The 15,981-nt window shown below is 63.5% G+C and carries 19 protein-coding genes; 7 read left to right on the top strand and 12 right to left on the bottom strand.

Annotated features, from left to right (window positions below; genetic code table 11):
- The first annotated feature begins 5 nt into the window (after positions 1-5).
- Positions 6-1,052 carry a hypothetical protein gene (locus tag BN2660_RS02510; RefSeq protein WP_091226842.1) on the top strand — a complete coding sequence of 349 codons (1,047 nt, stop codon included), beginning with the start codon at positions 6-8 and terminating at the stop codon, positions 1,050-1,052.
- 27 nt (positions 1,053-1,079) lie between these two features.
- On the top strand, positions 1,080-2,087 hold the full coding sequence (locus BN2660_RS02505; protein WP_091226839.1) for an alpha/beta hydrolase: 1,008 nt from the start codon (positions 1,080-1,082) through the stop codon (positions 2,085-2,087).
- Positions 2,088-2,094: 7 nt separating this feature from the next.
- Here the strand turns inward: BN2660_RS02505 and BN2660_RS02500 are convergent, their stop codons facing one another.
- The 3 genes from BN2660_RS02500 to BN2660_RS02490 form a co-directional block, all read right to left on the bottom strand.
- Complete coding sequence (locus BN2660_RS02500) at positions 2,095-2,712, bottom strand: GntR family transcriptional regulator (RefSeq protein ID WP_255304991.1); 618 nt, start codon at positions 2,710-2,712, stop codon at positions 2,095-2,097.
- A gap of 600 nt (positions 2,713-3,312) precedes the next feature.
- On the bottom strand, positions 3,313-3,465 hold the full coding sequence (locus BN2660_RS16515) for a hypothetical protein (RefSeq protein WP_176697054.1): 153 nt from the start codon (positions 3,463-3,465) through the stop codon (positions 3,313-3,315).
- A gap of 63 nt (positions 3,466-3,528) precedes the next feature.
- Positions 3,529-3,714: a hypothetical protein gene (locus BN2660_RS02490; protein WP_091227108.1), complete on the bottom strand. Its 186-nt coding sequence runs from the start codon at positions 3,712-3,714 to the stop codon at positions 3,529-3,531.
- A gap of 30 nt (positions 3,715-3,744) precedes the next feature.
- Here BN2660_RS02490 and BN2660_RS02485 point away from each other — a divergent pair, with 30 nt between their 5' ends.
- A complete protein-coding gene (locus BN2660_RS02485) occupies positions 3,745-4,653 on the top strand; it encodes a hypothetical protein (RefSeq protein ID WP_091226831.1) in 909 nt (302 codons plus the stop codon).
- Positions 4,654-4,674: 21 nt separating this feature from the next.
- Here BN2660_RS02485 and BN2660_RS02480 read toward each other — a convergent pair whose 3' ends face one another.
- Positions 4,675-4,932 carry a hypothetical protein gene (locus BN2660_RS02480; RefSeq protein ID WP_091226828.1) on the bottom strand — a complete coding sequence of 86 codons (258 nt, stop codon included), beginning with the start codon at positions 4,930-4,932 and terminating at the stop codon, positions 4,675-4,677.
- 124 nt (positions 4,933-5,056) lie between these two features.
- Here BN2660_RS02480 and BN2660_RS02475 point away from each other — a divergent pair, with 124 nt between their 5' ends.
- The 3 genes from BN2660_RS02475 to BN2660_RS02465 are packed head-to-tail and all read left to right on the top strand — an operon-like array spanning position 5,057 to position 6,489.
- Positions 5,057-5,566 (top strand): hypothetical protein, encoded by a 510-nt coding sequence (locus tag BN2660_RS02475; protein ID WP_141651221.1) that lies wholly within the window; start codon positions 5,057-5,059, stop codon positions 5,564-5,566.
- Positions 5,567-5,598: 32 nt separating this feature from the next.
- Positions 5,599-6,003, top strand: coding sequence for a helix-turn-helix domain-containing protein (locus tag BN2660_RS02470; protein ID WP_091226823.1), 405 nt, complete (start codon positions 5,599-5,601; stop codon positions 6,001-6,003).
- Between the two features lie 3 nt (positions 6,004-6,006).
- Positions 6,007-6,489 carry a hypothetical protein gene (locus BN2660_RS02465; RefSeq protein WP_091226819.1) on the top strand — a complete coding sequence of 161 codons (483 nt, stop codon included), beginning with the start codon at positions 6,007-6,009 and terminating at the stop codon, positions 6,487-6,489.
- A gap of 466 nt (positions 6,490-6,955) precedes the next feature.
- Here BN2660_RS02465 and BN2660_RS02455 read toward each other — a convergent pair whose 3' ends face one another.
- From BN2660_RS02455 to BN2660_RS16390, 7 genes are all read right to left on the bottom strand, one after another.
- A complete protein-coding gene (locus BN2660_RS02455; RefSeq protein ID WP_091226814.1) occupies positions 6,956-7,633 on the bottom strand; it encodes a DUF4145 domain-containing protein in 678 nt (225 codons plus the stop codon).
- Between the two features lie 99 nt (positions 7,634-7,732).
- Positions 7,733-9,367 (bottom strand): right-handed parallel beta-helix repeat-containing protein, encoded by a 1,635-nt coding sequence (locus BN2660_RS02450; protein ID WP_091226812.1) that lies wholly within the window; start codon positions 9,365-9,367, stop codon positions 7,733-7,735.
- Between the two features lie 225 nt (positions 9,368-9,592).
- Positions 9,593-12,319 carry a phage tail tape measure protein gene (locus BN2660_RS02445; protein ID WP_091226810.1) on the bottom strand — a complete coding sequence of 909 codons (2,727 nt, stop codon included), beginning with the start codon at positions 12,317-12,319 and terminating at the stop codon, positions 9,593-9,595.
- Positions 12,312-12,779, bottom strand: a complete 468-nt coding sequence (locus BN2660_RS02440) for a hypothetical protein (RefSeq protein ID WP_091226807.1) — start codon at positions 12,777-12,779, stop codon at positions 12,312-12,314. The genes BN2660_RS02445 and BN2660_RS02440 overlap by 8 nt, the downstream gene beginning before the upstream one ends.
- Before the next feature lie 273 nt (positions 12,780-13,052).
- Positions 13,053-13,637 (bottom strand): hypothetical protein, encoded by a 585-nt coding sequence (locus BN2660_RS02435; RefSeq protein ID WP_091226805.1) that lies wholly within the window; start codon positions 13,635-13,637, stop codon positions 13,053-13,055.
- Between the two features lie 8 nt (positions 13,638-13,645).
- Positions 13,646-13,933: a hypothetical protein gene (locus BN2660_RS02430; RefSeq protein ID WP_091226803.1), complete on the bottom strand. Its 288-nt coding sequence runs from the start codon at positions 13,931-13,933 to the stop codon at positions 13,646-13,648.
- A 21-nt stretch (positions 13,934-13,954) separates the two neighbouring features.
- A complete protein-coding gene (locus tag BN2660_RS16390) occupies positions 13,955-14,341 on the bottom strand; it encodes a MerR family transcriptional regulator (protein WP_141651220.1) in 387 nt (128 codons plus the stop codon).
- A 14-nt stretch (positions 14,342-14,355) separates the two neighbouring features.
- On the opposite strand from BN2660_RS16390, the gene BN2660_RS02425 reads away from it, so the two are divergent.
- Entirely contained in the window at positions 14,356-14,922 is a 567-nt protein-coding gene (locus BN2660_RS02425) for a hypothetical protein (protein ID WP_091226800.1), read from the top strand.
- Between the two features lie 151 nt (positions 14,923-15,073).
- Here BN2660_RS02425 and BN2660_RS02420 read toward each other — a convergent pair whose 3' ends face one another.
- The gene (locus BN2660_RS02420; protein ID WP_176697053.1) at positions 15,074-15,940 is read right to left on the bottom strand and encodes a helix-turn-helix domain-containing protein; all 867 of its coding nucleotides are present in this window, start codon (positions 15,938-15,940) and stop codon (positions 15,074-15,076) included.
- Positions 15,941-15,981 lie beyond the last annotated feature (41 nt).

Raw genomic sequence — 15,981 nt, 5'->3', positions numbered from 1 at the left:
AAGGAATGCGACTGCGCTCCCTGACCGTCCTCGGCATCGCCGCTCTCCTGCTGGTGTCAGGATGCACGGCCGAGCCGGCCGCCGAGCCGAAGCCATCCGCATCGCCGTCCTCGACGGCGTCGACGACCGCCACCCCGACCCCGACCCCGGCGCCCATCGTCGAACCGGAGCCGGCATTCGACGTGACGTGCGACGACGTCGCCGCCACCATGGCCGAGCTCGTGGGTGAGCCGTCGACGCCGGTCGCACCGGTGCTCTCGCTGGTGTCTGCGATGGGCTGGCTCCCAGGGCCCGCGCAGCACATGTTCCAGCGTGCAGGCGGGATCGCGTGCTCGGCCGGCGACGCGGAGCGCGGCTGGGAGGTCTCCATGGTCCCGGGAGCCGACGCGGTGATCGCCGGCGCGACCGAGCGGCAGGGCTACTGGGGTGAGCAGGCCCGCTGCGAAGAGGACTGGTGCACATTCGAGTTCCCCGACGGCGAGGTGCTGCTGTCCGCAAGCGTGCACGAGCCCGGTCTCGGCGAGGCCGACGCCGCGCGCGGGGAGGAGGCCATGCGGCGACTCGTCGCCTCGGCAGCAGCGAGCATCCATGACGTCGAGTACATCGACAGCGAGATCGTGGGTGCGGCGTGCGAGAGGTTCATCACCGAGCAGGAGGTGAGCGAGCTCGTCGGCGAGGAAGCGGCACTCTTCACCGATTTCGGAGGGTGGGGCATCCCCGCAGAGGTGTACGAGGTCGTGAACGGCTCGCGCATCTGCTACTTCAAGTCTCCCGGGAGTGAGTACGAAGGATCCAGTTATCTGATGCTCACGACGCTCCCCGCCGGAGCGTGGGCGTTCGAGAAGGTCGACGGCGACCCCGTGGAGTGGGAGGGCGCGGACGCGGCCGTGCGCAGCAGCGGCGAACACGGAGAGAACATCCTCGACCTCCGAGTGGGTGTCGACTGGATCCGGCTCATGACATATGACAACGGATCCGGGGCCGCGGATCCGGCCTCCTTCGCCGATGTGGTCGTGCGCAACCTCACCGTCGGACACACCGCTCCGCAGTGACGGCAGCCTGTCGGCTAGCCTGACGGCATGCCTGACTGGATAGCGGACGTCCTGGGCGACGAGTTCGAGCAGCTCACGCTCGCGCTCGCCGACGACGACGAAGGCCCCGTCGTCGCCACTCTCGTCCGGGCGCTGCCGCGGGAGCGCCCGTGGTGGGATCGGCTCCGCCGCCGAGATCTCCCGCTCCCCGACGTCGACGTGCTGTACGTCCACGGCTGGTCGGACTACTTCTTCCAGAAGCGCCTGGCCCGCTTCTGGACCGCGCGCGGTGCACGCTTCTTCGCGCTGGACCTGCGCAAGTACGGCCGGAGCCTGCGCGACGGGCAGACGCCCGGCTACATCACCGACCTCGCGACGTACGACCAGGACATCGCGGCCGCGCTGCGGGCGATGGGGCGGGATGACACCGGCTCTCCGTCTCACAGGCCGCTCGTGCTGCTCGGCCATTCGACGGGCGGCCTGACGCTGAGCCTGTGGGCGTCGCGGCACCCGGGTGCGGCCGATGCCGTCATCCTCAACAGCCCGTGGCTCGAGTTCCAGCTGGCATCCGCGCGTCCGCTGCTCGCACCGGTGGCCGAACTGCAGGCGCGCTGGGCGCCGCGGGACGTCGCGCCGCAGGTGGACCTGGGCTTCTATACGCGTGCACAGCAGGAGGTCGCCGATCCGACCGACCCGGTCGAGGTGAATCTGGCGTGGCGCCCGGCTCAGACCATGGCCGTGCACGCGGGATGGTTCCACGCGATCCTGAGTGGGCACGCAGCGGTGGCCCATGGCCTGTCGATCGAGGCTCCGGTCTGCGTGCTGCTGTCTTCGAGGTCGGCGACACCGGCCCGGTGGTCCGAGGACCTGACGCGCGCGGATTCGGTGCTGGTGGTCGACGACATCGCGCGCGCGGCGCTGAAGCTCGGCCCCTCGGTCACGGTCGAGCGCATCGACGGCGCGCTGCACGACGTGTTCCTCTCACGACACGACGCGAGAGAGGACGCTTACCGCCGCCTCGGCCGATGGGTGACCGGGTGGGCCGCCGTGCAGTGACTCGGCGTCAGACGTAGTACATCGCGCGCACGAGACGCTCGGCGTCGTCGGCGTCGCCCCGCAGGATCGCGTCGTGCAGATCCCGGTAGACCTGCAGCATCCGCGCCCGGTCGGCGTCCGGGATGTGCCATCCGCGAAGGTTTCGGATCAGCGCGAGGCTCGCATCGTTGAGGAGCACCTGGTGCTGCATGTTGCCGCTGCGATCCGTCAGGAACGAGAACACCGCCCAGCGGGCATCCGACATCCGCAGGTCGTCGTCCGCCGCGGAGGAGAGGTCGTCGACGAGAGCCGCAAGAGCATCGCGTTCCTCGGGAGTCATCCGCCCGAGGCCCATCCGCGCAGAGATCCCGGCCTGGTACCCGGCGAACTCGAGCGTCTGCTCGACGACCTCCGGTGTGACGGCGGTGACCTCGGTGTATCTGCTCGGGTACATCATCACGAGTCCCAGCCGCTCGAGCCGCTGCAGCGCCTCGCGCACCGGAGTGCGTGACACGTGCAGCTCCTCCGCGACATCGACATCGCGGATGCGGTGCCCTGGCTCCAGCACTCCGTCGACGATCTGTGCGCCGATGTGCTGGAAGACCTCTTCGGCCAGCAGTTGCTTGCTCTCTCTGATACTCGTCATCGAGCTCTTGCTGTTCATGGATTGCCCCCAGTTGCTTTCCAGATCCAGGCCCCCATGATGTGCCCGGACGCTCACTACATCACGAAGTCGATCGCGATGCCAATAATCCACAGACGTGTTTTTCGGAGGAGCCTGCCACGCCCTCCGGTCGGCGTCGTCGCAGGTTCGAGTAAGGAAGTGTTCTGTGGCCGGCGAGCGTTGGCACACTCGCCGGCCACGAACGATGCCGTGCACGGAACTGCCCTGCGCCCAGTCCCCACAAGGCGGAACCGCGATCCTCGAACGCGGGACCGTGGTTCGGCAGCGCGTCATGCATCGACGCATCGTGTGCCGCATCGGGATGCGACAGCATCCAGTCTCGGGCACGACAACCCATATATCGGAATGGGATCGGGGAGGACGACGAAGGGGGCGGACGCCGACGCGTCCGCCCCCTTCGTGCCCCCGCAGGTCAGCGGTAGTTGATGAACCGGCTTGGGCCTGATGGGGGTGATTGGCCAGGTCGGTATCCGTTGGAAAGTCGCGGCTTGTGGTGTTGTGGGACGCTGGCAGATATTGGGGGCTACGGAGCATCTTGCGGACTATCTGCGGACTGTCGGGTCAACCCGGTCTCGTTGCGACCTTGCTGGCCCGAACCCATGCCGTGATGTCGGATCGGTCGTACAGGACGACCTTCCCGCGGTCGCCAGTGGGCTTGAAGTAGGGCGGGTCGAGTCTCTTCTTACGGCGCTCGCTCAGAATCTCCTCGGTCATACCAGGGAGGAGAGAGCAAACCTGCGCCGGCGACAGCCACTGTTCAGTCATGTCTACTGGCACTCAGCGCCTGACTCCCACCTGAACGCCGAACGATTCGGTTGGGACATCGAGGCTGAGCGCGATGACGTCGCGAGCCATACCGTCGATTTCATCGACGGTCCGTGCCTGGGTGAACAAGCCCAGCTCGGGGATTTCGACGAACCAGAAGTTGCCGTCCCGACGTGCAATCGCTTCATAGACGATCATGTCGCTGAGCATACGACCTATCCTCTTCGCATGAGCGTTCACGAGCGCCGGGTTACGTCTGCCGACGAAGGAACCGACTGGCTGTACGTTGACCCGAAGGATGGGTCCCAGCATCGGGTCGAGATCGACGTGGTGCCAGACAAGGCGCACAAGATCCGAGTCCAGCATCTAGACCGAGACATGCGGGGTAAGTCGGAATGGGTGCCGATCGGTCGAGCGAAGGTCCCGTGGGAGCTGCGTGACGCGTACCAGGCGACCGTCGACCTGTGGAGAGCTGCCGAGCAGCATCGACCACCTACCAGCCACGGCGAAGCCGCCGTGCTGCTGTTCGATTCTCTAGTACACCCCGGCGTGGCTGAGATCTACTACAACGGTGCAGCTGGCATCCTCGTCGTTCGAAACGTCGATGAGCTCCTGAAGATCTCGCGGCTGACTGCGGAAGAATTGCGGAGCCACCCTGACTCATTCGAGGATGACGGGGTACTCCACGTTCCTTGGCCAACGACACTCAACGTGCTGAAGGCGTTGTGTCAGAGAAGACCCCGGCCCGCGCTCGAGCTCTTGGCTCAGCGACGGGCGGATGACGATGCGTGGAAGCAGCAGATCGCTCGAGATGGCGACCCCTGGTGGGTTCAGGGAGCGCGCGAGGGCGACCGCTATGCCAAAAGGCTGAGGCGATGGGGGGAGATAGAGGAAGAGTCGATCGCGTTCCTGCACTGGCTGGTGGATGCCGACTCGCCGTCACTCGCAGATGACTTCCTGCGGCTGCGCGAGATGTACCTCGACTTTGTGAACATCGTCCCCGAGGCGGTTTCGCGGATCAGGATGATTCCGGCCAAGATCTCCCAGGACATGGCCCTCCGCCTGCAGGAGCTGGCCGATCGACCGCTCCCCGCGAGCGCGGGACTGCTCGGAGCAGAGAAGCGGGCGCCCGACTAAGGACGGCCGCGCAGCGGGGGATCAGAAGTGCTCGTAAAAGAACTGCCAGCGATCCCAGCCGCCCCCGACTGCACTTACGCCAGGTGCGGGGGTGAGAAAGAATGAGTCGTTGCCGTCCTGCTCGAGCGTCGCGAGGTAGTCGCTGTGGTAGTCGTAGCGCACTTCGAACTCGTTTTCGCGAACCTTCGTGATGGTGACGGGGTTGCCGCTCGAGCCGCCGAGGAACTTGACGGACTCCCCGACGGTTTCGGGGAGGGTGGGCGTCTGGCTTTCGGTCATTTCCGTACTCTAGCCCTTCCACTTAATCCCGAAAGAGGTTCTACGAATCGCGAGGTCGCGTCGAGTGGCGGTCTGCAATTGGAGGTACCCGGGGCGAGAGGCGGGTGTGCTCTATGCTGTGGTCGTGGCTGCAATTGGTGACCCAGACTCAGGGGAGGAGTCGATCACTGCAGATCCGGACTTTGCCCCGATCAACTACCAGTGGTTCCCCCGCTTCGAAGGCGATACTGTCCTCAAGGCCTTGGACGAGACGTTGGCGAACATCGGACTCGAACTACCCGACGTAGAGCGATTCCGAGGTGAGATTCGCGCCACGATGGCTCAGTTGCGGCGGGGTGGCTTGGAGCCGTTGCACGGGGTGAAAGGTCCGATGCGCTCCGAACCGCGGCTTCAGTTGTTCGAAGTCCGATGCTCCTACCTGGCGCGCCTGTCGGCCACCAAGTCGCGTGAGGTGCACGTCAGGTTCTACCATCTCGAACCGAAGCGCTGGGCGCGCAAGGGGGGAAGCTCAGTCCTTGGCCTCCACGTCCATTGGAAGGACATCGACAGCTCCACGGTCGACGACGAGCAGGACGCCGAGATCGCAATCGCAGCCGATCGCTTCTATGAGCTCAAGGCCGAAGGCAAAGTTTGACGACCGCTATAGCTCGATATAAACTGGAGCTTATGTCGAACGCCTTGCACCTGCCTGACGACACCCACCTCTTCGACGGCTCCGATCCGTTCGCCGACGACAGCGAATCTCCCGATGAGCGTCGAGCGCGGATTCTGATGGAGAACGATCTGAACTTGATCGGGGCGCTTCGCGAGCTCCGGAAGCGGAGTGGTCTATCGCAGGACGCGCTGGCGAAGAGGATGGGATTGACCCAGCCCGCTTTGGCTGCGTTCGAAAGCCAAGGGAACGACCCGAAGCTCTCCACGATTCGTCGATACGCCCACGCCCTCGGCGCGATCGTGAACCACTCAGCAGCACTGGACCTTGACTCCGACACTTCGTGGAGAGGCCACAAGGTTGTCAGCCTCGATGCGCACCGCAGCCGTCGCGTGGTTGCACGAGGCGGATGGGGCTGACCTGTGTCCGATAGGGGTGTCGAGACCATTGAGTCCCTGGTCGAGAAGTTAGATCTGACCGAGGTCGTTTTTTACCAGGTTGCCGCAACGCTTCGCGAGGAGGAGGCTCCCTCGGAGATTCCGGATGGCGGGCACAAGACTGATTATGGATTCCGCACGCGACATGTGGGCAACGAGTTCGGGGTGAGGTTCAGAGTCGACATCACCGCACCTCAGGGCGAAGTTGTCGTAGACCTAGCTTGCGAATACGCATCTGACGAGCCGCTCCGAATCCCTCGAGACGTCGCCTTTGAGTTTGTGAACAATGTCGCTCTCATGCAGGCCTTCCCGTTCTGGCGCGAAGCCGTCCTCACGCTCACGACCCGCGTATTCCGGGAACCGATCCTGCTCAAGGTCTTCATGCGAGGCGAACTGGCTTTCCCCCTAGATGGCGAAGGCCCGGACATTTCTGACGGAGCCGCGAAGGCCGCCGCGCAGGAGGGGTGATTGCAGAACCTTTCGGATTGACATAGCACCGCTCGGGTATAGAACGTATGTTCGATACTTGGTACCCTCAGTCTGAGCCTGGGAAGGGGCGCAGGCATGGGTGCAAGCAAGCGACTCGCCCCGTACTACGACATGCAGGCGCAGCACCAAGCGATCCTCTCCGCAGCCAAGCACGGGCCTCTACAATCCCTGACCGAGCGCGAACTAGCTCTACGCGAGCAACCGGTCACGATCTACCCACACGCGCTCCAGAGGCGAGTGAGAGCGTGGGTGAGATTCGGCCCTGAGGCGATCCGTGTGGACGCTAAGCTGATGCGCTCGACACCCCTCGCCGCCGGAATCGAATTCCGCGCGGATCGCGAAGTCTTCAGGTGCTGGGTGTGGGGCAACGCAGTCAGCGTCGATGGCTGACTTCGCTGCTCGTGCACGGCCTGAGTAGTACTCGTTCCTGACATGCTCGGCGCAGTCAGCGGCCTTCCCGTCGGGCAAGCATGTCTTGCCGGACGGCGTCGGCAACGTAGACGTCGTCCAGCACGAACCGCGCGATACGCAGCGCATCAGATGCGTCCTCTGCGGTGGGCACCGCATCGATGTCTCCATGCGCCATATCGTTCCCCAGAATCCGAAGAGCATGCGCCATCTCGCGCGTGCCTTTTCGGATGTGACCATCCTCCGCGAGCTGATTGATCTTCTGGACAAGGGAGCCCGAAGTGATTTCAAGATCTTTGGCGGTTGCTTCGACCACGCTCCGCACGAGAAGCAGTACTGCTCGATAGGCGTTAACGCTGTTCGCATCATGGGCCTCGGCGAAGTACGCCGCGACCCCTGGGGGCATGAACTCGACGTCTACCCGCGCCATCAGAGGAGGTGACCATTCAGAGATGGTCATCGCTTCGGCCTCCCTGACCATGTCCGCCCCAGTGAGATACGTCCCCTCGGTGAGCGAGCGCTGGAGATAGGCGGAGACGCCCAGCGCGGAGTTGAATCTGTGGCAGGCATCGCATGTGCCGGCAACCTCGAGGGCGAACTTCGAGAAGTACGCCCTCGATTCGCCAGAGTCCGGCTCGACGAGTGGTCCGATCCTCGCGGAGCGTGCTGTGAAGTGAGTTTGATTGCCGCAGAATGCGCATGTGCCAGAGAGCATGCGTTCATGATGTCATCATCCTTTCCGAGTCGTTGTCGATCAGTAGCCGTACCGACACCCGCAGGTGGCGGCAATACGCCACCCGCGGGTGTCGTATTGCTAAGGACGGTAGGTCGCGGTCCAGTCCACAGTGAGGGGCCCGCTGGTCCCGAGACGCTGGATGATGATGTTGCTGACGCCCTTCGCGTTGATCCACACCTGAGCGGACCCGTTCGGGGTGAGCTGCACCTGACTGGGCACCCCACCCAGGCCATGTGGCACAGTCACTGTCGACGCGCCGTCGGCGATCGTCGCAGTTCCCTGGTTCGCCGTCAGGTAGCCGACGTTGTCGCCGATTGTGACGTTCGTCCGCGTGTGGGAGCTGAGGCTGACGGCGACTGTCGATCCAGTGAAGTTGTTGTTGTCGATGGACGCGTCGGAGAGGGTGCGTGTGTTTGAAGCTGACAACTGCAGGCCGGCTCCCTGGGTCTTCGTAGCCTGGTCGTCGAAGACGCGGTTGCCCGAAATTGATGCTGCCGAGGCGTTGGCCTCCATGCGGATGCCCTGCGTGTAGACGCCGCCCGCTTTTCCGTTGTTCCACACCCTATTTCCGCGGATCATGAGACCATCCGTCGAACCGCTGGTGCAGTCCACGAGAATGCCGCAGTTGTTTGACCGGGACACAACGTTGTCTCGGATCGAGATCGCCTTGTTCGCCGCGGCCATCGCCTGAATGTGGATACCGTGCGTGCCCGAGTCATACACGTGGTTGCCGGCGACAACCTCATCCGTCACGTTTGTCTGCACGAAGATGCCGACTGCCCCCGACTTGTACACGTGGTTGTCCAGCACGGCTCCCTCGCGAGATCCGAACGACACGCTCACTCCGGAGACTGTGGGCGAGTGCGCCACGTTGCCCTGGATGAGCGTGCCGACGGTGCCGCGGTCACCAAACCCCACGCGGTCGTGGTACGACGTGTTGCCGATGATGCGCGCACCCGTACCCCGGATGCCCTGGTTGATATAGGCGTCGGTGTACTCCTGCACCTCGACGAAGATGCCCCAGTTGCCGTTGTTGCGGGTTGTGTTGCCGGTGATGATGACGTCTTCGACTTCCCACGCGCCGGTTCCGATGCCGATGCCCGCGCCTCCACCCGCGTTGCCCGGGTTCATGTAGCCGCAGTCGGTGACGAGGCATCCGGTGATGAGCGATCCGGGCATAAAGTCGCAGCCGAGGCCGGTCGCCTGGGTGTCGTGGATGTACAGGTTCCGCCACTGGCAGTTCCGGTGATACAGCGTGAAGAGTCCCTTGGCGGAGATCTTGTACTGTCCTCCGGTCGAGAGCTGAGATCCGTCCACCTCGAAGTTCGCCCACACGCAATCCTCGAGCGTGTTCGTGATGCTCGCCCCGTCGCCCTCCACCCAGCGGATGGCGGCGTGCCACGTGGGGATGCCGTTGTCGACCGTTGCCAGGACGGACCGGCCCCAGCCTTCACCGATCAGCGAGATGCCCGTCTTCCAGATGATGGGAGTCCGCAGCATCGAGCGCCCGGTCCAGGTGATCACCGAGCCCGTGAGAGCGGTGTTGACGATCGCCTGCCATGCCGGTGAGTCGTCGGTGATGCCGTCCGCTTTCACCCCGTGGCGGTTGGCGTCGATCGTGGCCTCGCGCGCGAAGTCGAGTTCGAGCGCCTGCATCACGGGGTCGGGGAGCCGGTAGTCAGAGTCGTCTACGGCTACGAGTCGATGAGTCATTGGTGGATTCCTTCCATCGGGGAGATCTCTTCCTGCGCTGCGTCGAGTGGGTAGAGCCCGGGCTGAACGGCGCTGAGAGCTCCCGTTTCATAGAGGCCCGGTGCGACGCGCACAGCATCGTCGTTCGGGACGATGAGGTGTCGATTACGTTCGTCCCTGGCGAATGTCGGTCGTGTCATGTGAGTGCCTTTCGGTCGGAGGGTGCGTTGGCTTGGGTCGAACTGGTCACGGTCGACTCCCACCCCGAGAAACCATCGCCCGCGACTCGTCGTACTGATTGATTCGCCCATCGACGATCCGGGCGAGGCCGTCACCGCCGATCTCGAGCGTTCCGGTGATCGCGAGGCCGTCGAGAGAGATGGGCTGCGAGCCTGCTTGGCCGCCCCCGTAATTCCAGACGTCTCCCGTGCGGACATAGACGGGCTCCGGTGCGGTGGGAGTCAGGAGCTGGGCTCTCCATGCTTCGACGGCACTGTGTCCCCCGGCCGCGTCGACCTCAGGTGCTGTAACGACATGCTCACCGGGCGCGAGCATCCGGAGCTCGGAATCGACACCCTTGGCTCCTCTGCCGATGACCGGGCCGCCAGCCGCCATGCCCGGAGAGACCGTCGTGCCACCCACGCGGAAGGACTGACCGCCTTCAGCATCGACGAACACCTTCACGCGCTTGCCGTTGTTGAGGGTGATGAACTTGTCGATCTGCGATTGGGCCGCAGCCGTCTCCACCAGAATGTCCACTTCCTTCTCGGACGGCATCTGGAAGATGCGATCCGCGAGAGCCTTCACCTCGCCGGCGTTATAGCCGGCGGCGGTCGCGGAGTCGATGAATGCCTGCCGCTGAGCCGCGAGAGTCCCGTTCCACTTCTTCGCGGCCTCATCCGCGGACATCGTCGTGAGATCCTGCTCGAACTGCGCCTGCGAGGCGTCGCGGGCCTTCGATGCGAGCTCACCCATTGCTGCCGCGTTGGCGGAACCAGACACTGAGGTCTCGTCAAGTGACAGCCCCAGCTTTTCTGCCTGCGCACCCAGCCCGTCGAGCGCCGACAGATAGTCCGCGTTCGCAGTGATGGCGTTCACCGCGACATCGTTCGCACCGTTGATTCGGTTGATGAGATCGGTGAGCTGCGAGTTCAGGTTGCTGACGGTGTCCGCTTCGGCCTGATACGCCTCGGTGGCCGTCTGCGTGGCCTCCGCGCTGCCCTTGGTGGCCTCCGCCGACTGGCGGGCTTTCTCGGTCGCCTTGTCGAGTGCGCCGACCTCGCCTTCGATACCCGACTGCAGAAGCACCGCGGCGTCGTACAAATCGAGGTTGGCATCCTTGGATGGCTTGTAACCCTCGTCGATGCCCTTCTTGATCGCGCCCTGCACCTCCTCAAGCGCATCCACGTTGCCCGAGATTGCATCCGTAACCGTCGAGATAGACAGGCCCAGCGTCTCGGCGTTATCGGCGAGCGACCCCTGCGAGATCCACAGGAACGACTGATCTGCGGTGAGGCTCGTGGCGATCATCTCCCGCGTGGCGTCGGTGATCTCGTGCGTGCCCTCCGCGAGCGTGTCCGCGTACGACTGTGCCTTCTGCTCTGCGCGCTGGTGACTGGCGGCGAGCTCGCCGACCACCAGGAACAGGCCACCCAGCACCGCTGCAGCCCCACCCGCCGCGAACCCGATACCCTTCATCGTCCAGGTCGACGCCTCGACGGTGGCCTTGAACTCGAGCCACTTCGGAACCGCGAGGAACGCGGCGCCACCGGTCAGCGCGACAGCCGCCGCAGCACCTCCGAGAGCCATGACCGACGCCTGCACGGGCGCCGGCAGATCGTTGTAGATACCGACCAGCCCGGTGAGAGCCTGCACCATTGCCCGCAGTGTGTCATTCGCCGTCGACCCTGTATCAATCAGAGCCGTCTCAAATGCGCCTCCGAGTGCTTCGATGTCACCCTTCAGGTTGTCGAGCCGCACACGGGCCGTCTCGGCCGCGTAGCCCTGGTCATCGACGGCTTCCGTCCACGCATCAATGCCTTCTGCGCCCTGCTGATAGAGCACCGTGGCAGCGCGCACAGCATCGGCGCCGAAGATCGTCTTGAGGGTCGCGTTCTGCTGCTCCACACTCAGCCCGGACAATCCCTCTTTGAGCTTGCCCGCGTACTCCGACAGGCCAACAAAATTACCCTGAGCGTCATAGGCCTGGAGGTTGTACTTCTCCATCGCTTCAGCCGCAGCAGAGGACGTGGGCGTGAGCGACTGCAGGAGCGTCTTGAAGCTCGTACCTGCGTCCGAGCCCAGCAAACCGGCAGCCGCGAATGCTGACAGTCCCGCGGTCGTCTCCTCGATCGACAGGCCGGTCTGCTTCGCCACCAGAGCGGACTGGTTGAGCGCCTGCGACAGATCCGTGACGTCGCCCATCGCCTTGCCCGCCCCCGCGGCAAGCAGATCGGCGACGTGCGCCATGTCAGACCCGTTAAGGTTGAACTGCTTCAGGGCCGTGGCTGCGATCCCCGCAGCCTCGGCGACACCCACGCCACCAGCCGCAGCGAGATCCAGAGCGCCAGTCAGACCGCCGCTGAGAATGTCAGCCGTCGAGACGCCAGCCTTCGACAGTTCTTCGATGGCCTGCGCAGCTTCGGTAGCGGAGAACACGGTCGACTCGCCAGCATCCAGAGCCGCCTGCCGCAGCAGATCCATGTTCGCCGCAGTCTCGTGCGTTGCGGCCTGAACGTTGGACATCTGGGCGTCGAAATCCATCGCCGCCTTCGACGCGAGCACAAGGCCTGCCGAGAGCACCGCGCCCATCGTCAGGCTGGCGGCACCAAGCTGCTGGAACGCCTGCTTCTTCTGCGCCAGCTTCTCCGCCTCGGTGCCCACCGTGGCAGTCGCGTTCGCTGCGTCACGCATCGACCTCTCGTAGTCCGAGACGACCGCCTTCAAGGTCACCTTCACCACCCGATCAGCCATTTTCGGCCTCCTTCTTCTCGGCGACCTTCTTCTCACGACGCTGCTGCGGCTCCCAGATGTTCAGCGCCCACACCGCCATGCGAAGGTTCTGCGCGTCCTCGGGCGGCATCTGCGCGTAGAGCTCCGGGAAGATGTAGACAGCTTCCTTGTTGCGGACGCGGTACAGGTCGTCCTCTTCGCCGTCGACCACCATCGTGATGTTCGGGTAGTTCTTCGTGACCGCATCGAGGTTGAACCACAGCGGCGCATCCACCGCAACCCCAGGTCGCGGCCAGTGGGTCGAGGCCAGCTCGTTGAAATCGATTGGGTACATGAACGGCACCTGGAAGGTGACCTTCGTCTCGCCGAGCACCGCATCCACCTCGACGGGCCCGACAGAGGCGTAGTAAGCCTCAGCCTCTGCGATCAGCTCCTCGGCGAGATTCTTCTCCCGCTCGATCTTCTCTTTCAGTGTTGTCATGTTGATTCCTCTCAGTCCCAGTCCGACGTTGATTCGTGCCCCATGAACGCGTTCACGAAGGAGCTCATCTGCCGGTCAGCGCTGCTGCCGGTATCTCGCACTCATCTGACACTTGCTACTCCTTCTCGGCGCACGCTGACGAGCGTCGATCCTGTGGAAAAAAAAGACCGGAGGGGGATGCCGGGAAGCCCCGGAGACCCGCTGAGGAGTGGCGAGGGGCCCACCTCCCCCTGGAGCTCGTTCGCCTTCGTGTGACTCATCGACTGTCCTCGCTCACATGTACGCGACGGCTCGGTTGAAGCCTGCGTCGCGCAGCTTCTCGAGCGTGCGAACGTCCTTGACGAGGGCTGCGACTGTCGGATTCTGTGCGGCGAATGCGCGGCTGGCTTCGGCCCATCCGTTGTTGACTGCTCGGCGGTAGATCGCGTGCGCGAGTGTGGTGTCGTTGGTGCGCAGTGCGCGAGCCATGACGGTTGCGGCCTTGTCGGCGTCCTCGATGCTCTCGGCTCGGTCCTGCGCGTCGCGGAAGGCCATCACGTTCTCGCTGCTGTATCCGACGAACCCGTCGAGTCGGCGCTCGAGTGTGGTGATCTTGTCGTTGATGATCTGCTTCTCCTGCGCCATGGCTGCGTGACGCTGGGTCTTGTGGTGGGCTTCGAGGTCGGCGGTGCGTTCCTTCTTGCCCTGGTCGCTGAGGTTGGGGTCTCGGCTGATCGCGTCCAGTTCCCGTCCGTGGTACTGGCTGGACTGCTTGGCTGTGTCGCGCAGGGCTTTGATCCTGGTTGCCACTTCGACGAGCTCAGCGCTGTCGTTTTCGTGGATGGTGACTGCGCCGCTGTCGCGGAATTCGATGGACATGGTGTCTCCTACTTGTTCAGGGTGTAGATGTCGGTGCGGTTCAGGTCGGCGTGGAAGCGTGCTGCGCTCTCATCGTCGATGCCGGCTGAGTCGATCGCTGTGACCTCCGAGTCACGGCGACCTTCCAGCGCTGCAGTGGCCTTCGCGGTGAAGAGGTCGACGAGCTCCGTGCGCACAGAGTCGTCGAGTGCCTCGTTGATCCGTGTGACGCGGGTAGCTGCTTCCCACGTGGTGGTGATCCGCTTTGCCGCGGCTCGGATCTCGTTGATGTGGCCGTTGAGTGTGGTTTCGTTCATGGACACTGGTTCTCCCGTCCGTCAGGCCGCTTGACGGCCACTGATGTACTGATCCGCGTCCTGAGCGCTGATGAGCCAGGTGCGGTTCGCCTTCTCGGCCTTGATGAGACCGAGAAGGATGTGATTGCGGATCGTGCGCGGCGTGACTCCTGCTCGGCGTGCGAGCTGTCCGACGTTCACGATTTCCATGTCTTGACTCTCGTCTCTTTCCGTCGTTTCCCTCGGGACTTTTCCGTCGACGGAATCGCTGTGGCTTAAGGCAGTCTTGGTGATGTCGGTGAGCAGTTCGTATAGCCGTTCTGAGCGACCGCGTGCCTTCACTCTCAGCTCACGAAGATGAGCCGCTTGATAGAGCAACAGGGCGTCTCCGCCGGTGAGAACCAATGCGTTCTCGAGTCGTCGGCTCATGCTTTACTCCTCTCATGGATATTGATCCGCAGATCATCGAGTTGGGCGTACGGCTAACCGAGGCCGCAGCTAGGAACAGTGCCTCGCTCGTCACCGATAAAGTGCGTGGCTTGCTCGCATCGGGGCGCAAGGACGACGCGATCGCTGGGTTGGAGCAGCTTGTGTCCGAGCTCGTCGCGGACAAGAACGAGATGACCCGAATCGCGCAGGCGTACCAGTCGGAACTTGTGGCTCAGCGGTTGAACAGCGGTGATGTGAAGTACATCGCCGACACTGTGTTCCCTCTCGTTGAGAAGGTCGCGCAGGGTGCCGGGCCGCAGGGCGAGAAGGTGCTCGAGAACCTCGACCTGCTGAAGCCGATCCTTTCCGTCGAGACGGTGAACGTCATGCAGCTGCTCGGGTTCAACTTCCGTCGTGCGATTGGTGAGCCCCTTACTGATCTCGTCGCTCATCTGATCGCTTCTCGTGCATCATCGACAGACGAGGTGCAGGTCGCGAACTTGAAGCACCAACAGGTGATGGCAGAACTTGCGCAGGACCCCGAGGCCTATAACCGTTTCATGGCCCTCTTCGGGCGCTAAGAGTCTTTCCTTTCGCTGGTGATGTCGGGCGCCGGCATGATGTATCCGGCCTCAGTGAGTTGCGAGTAGTACTTGGCTAACTCGGTGGCGAACGCGATCGGTGAGTCCCATGCGTTGGCGAGAGCTCTGAAGTTGGCGGGTTTGGGTGCGCTCATATGCCGTTCTCCTTGAGCTTGAATCCGTACTCCCAGACGCTGGCTGGGTCGCCTGCCGATTCGGCGAACTCTTTGCCCGCGTCGCTGAGTGCCGCGAACTCAGGGTCGCCTGCCTGCGGGTAGTAGATCTCGTCCGGTTTGCCGAGAGCCTTGAGGTACCCGCGGATCTGAGTGTCTGCTTCTTCCCGGCTGAGTTTCCGCCAACGCTGCAGTTGCAGATCGTTGGGTACACCGCCGCCGGTCTCGTAGCCGAGGTGGATCGCGAGATCCTTCAGGTAGGCAACCTGTCTCTCAGTAGCCCTGTCGGCCCCTGGCCCATCGAATGAGAAATCCTCGGACCCGCTTTCGGAGAAAGTGGGTGTTAAAGCTTGTTGATGGATCTTCTTCACTTGGATCTTGTTAGGGCGACTCTGTGTCTGTGGGGGTGGCGACTCTGTGTCTGTGGGCACAGACTCTGTGTCTGTGGGTTCCCCGGGGGCATCCGCACCCACAGACTCTGTGTCTGTGGGTTTCTTCCTCGGATGCTTGGGCACCCGTCGACCACGAGCACTCTTCTCCCAGATGAATTTCGGGGTCTCATCCGCGAGAGCCACGGTGTACACGTTCGGTGTGTTCACCGTGAGGGTGCTGCGCCGCTTGACCCGAATCATCTGACGTGCCTCGAGCTTCGGGATTACGCGTTCCACTGTCTTGCGGCTGATTCGGGCGCGGTCGGCGATCGTCGTCATGCCGGGGAAGCATTCACCCGTCTTCGGGTCTCGGAATCGTAATAGGACGATGTACACGGCCAACTCGTTCCAACTCAGGTCACTGTCGTCGATCAGCCAGTTCGGCAGTCTGACGAATCCATCGGTTGAGGCCATGTTCACCTCCTTTCTGTCTTCAATTGGAAGAGGACGCCCAC

The sequence above is a fragment of the Microbacterium sp. 3J1 genome (assembly GCF_001049495.1).
GTDB lineage: Bacteria > Actinomycetota > Actinomycetes > Actinomycetales > Microbacteriaceae > Microbacterium.
The sequence above is the reverse complement of the archived record's forward strand: the minus strand, read 5'-3'. Positions and strand labels throughout refer to the sequence as shown.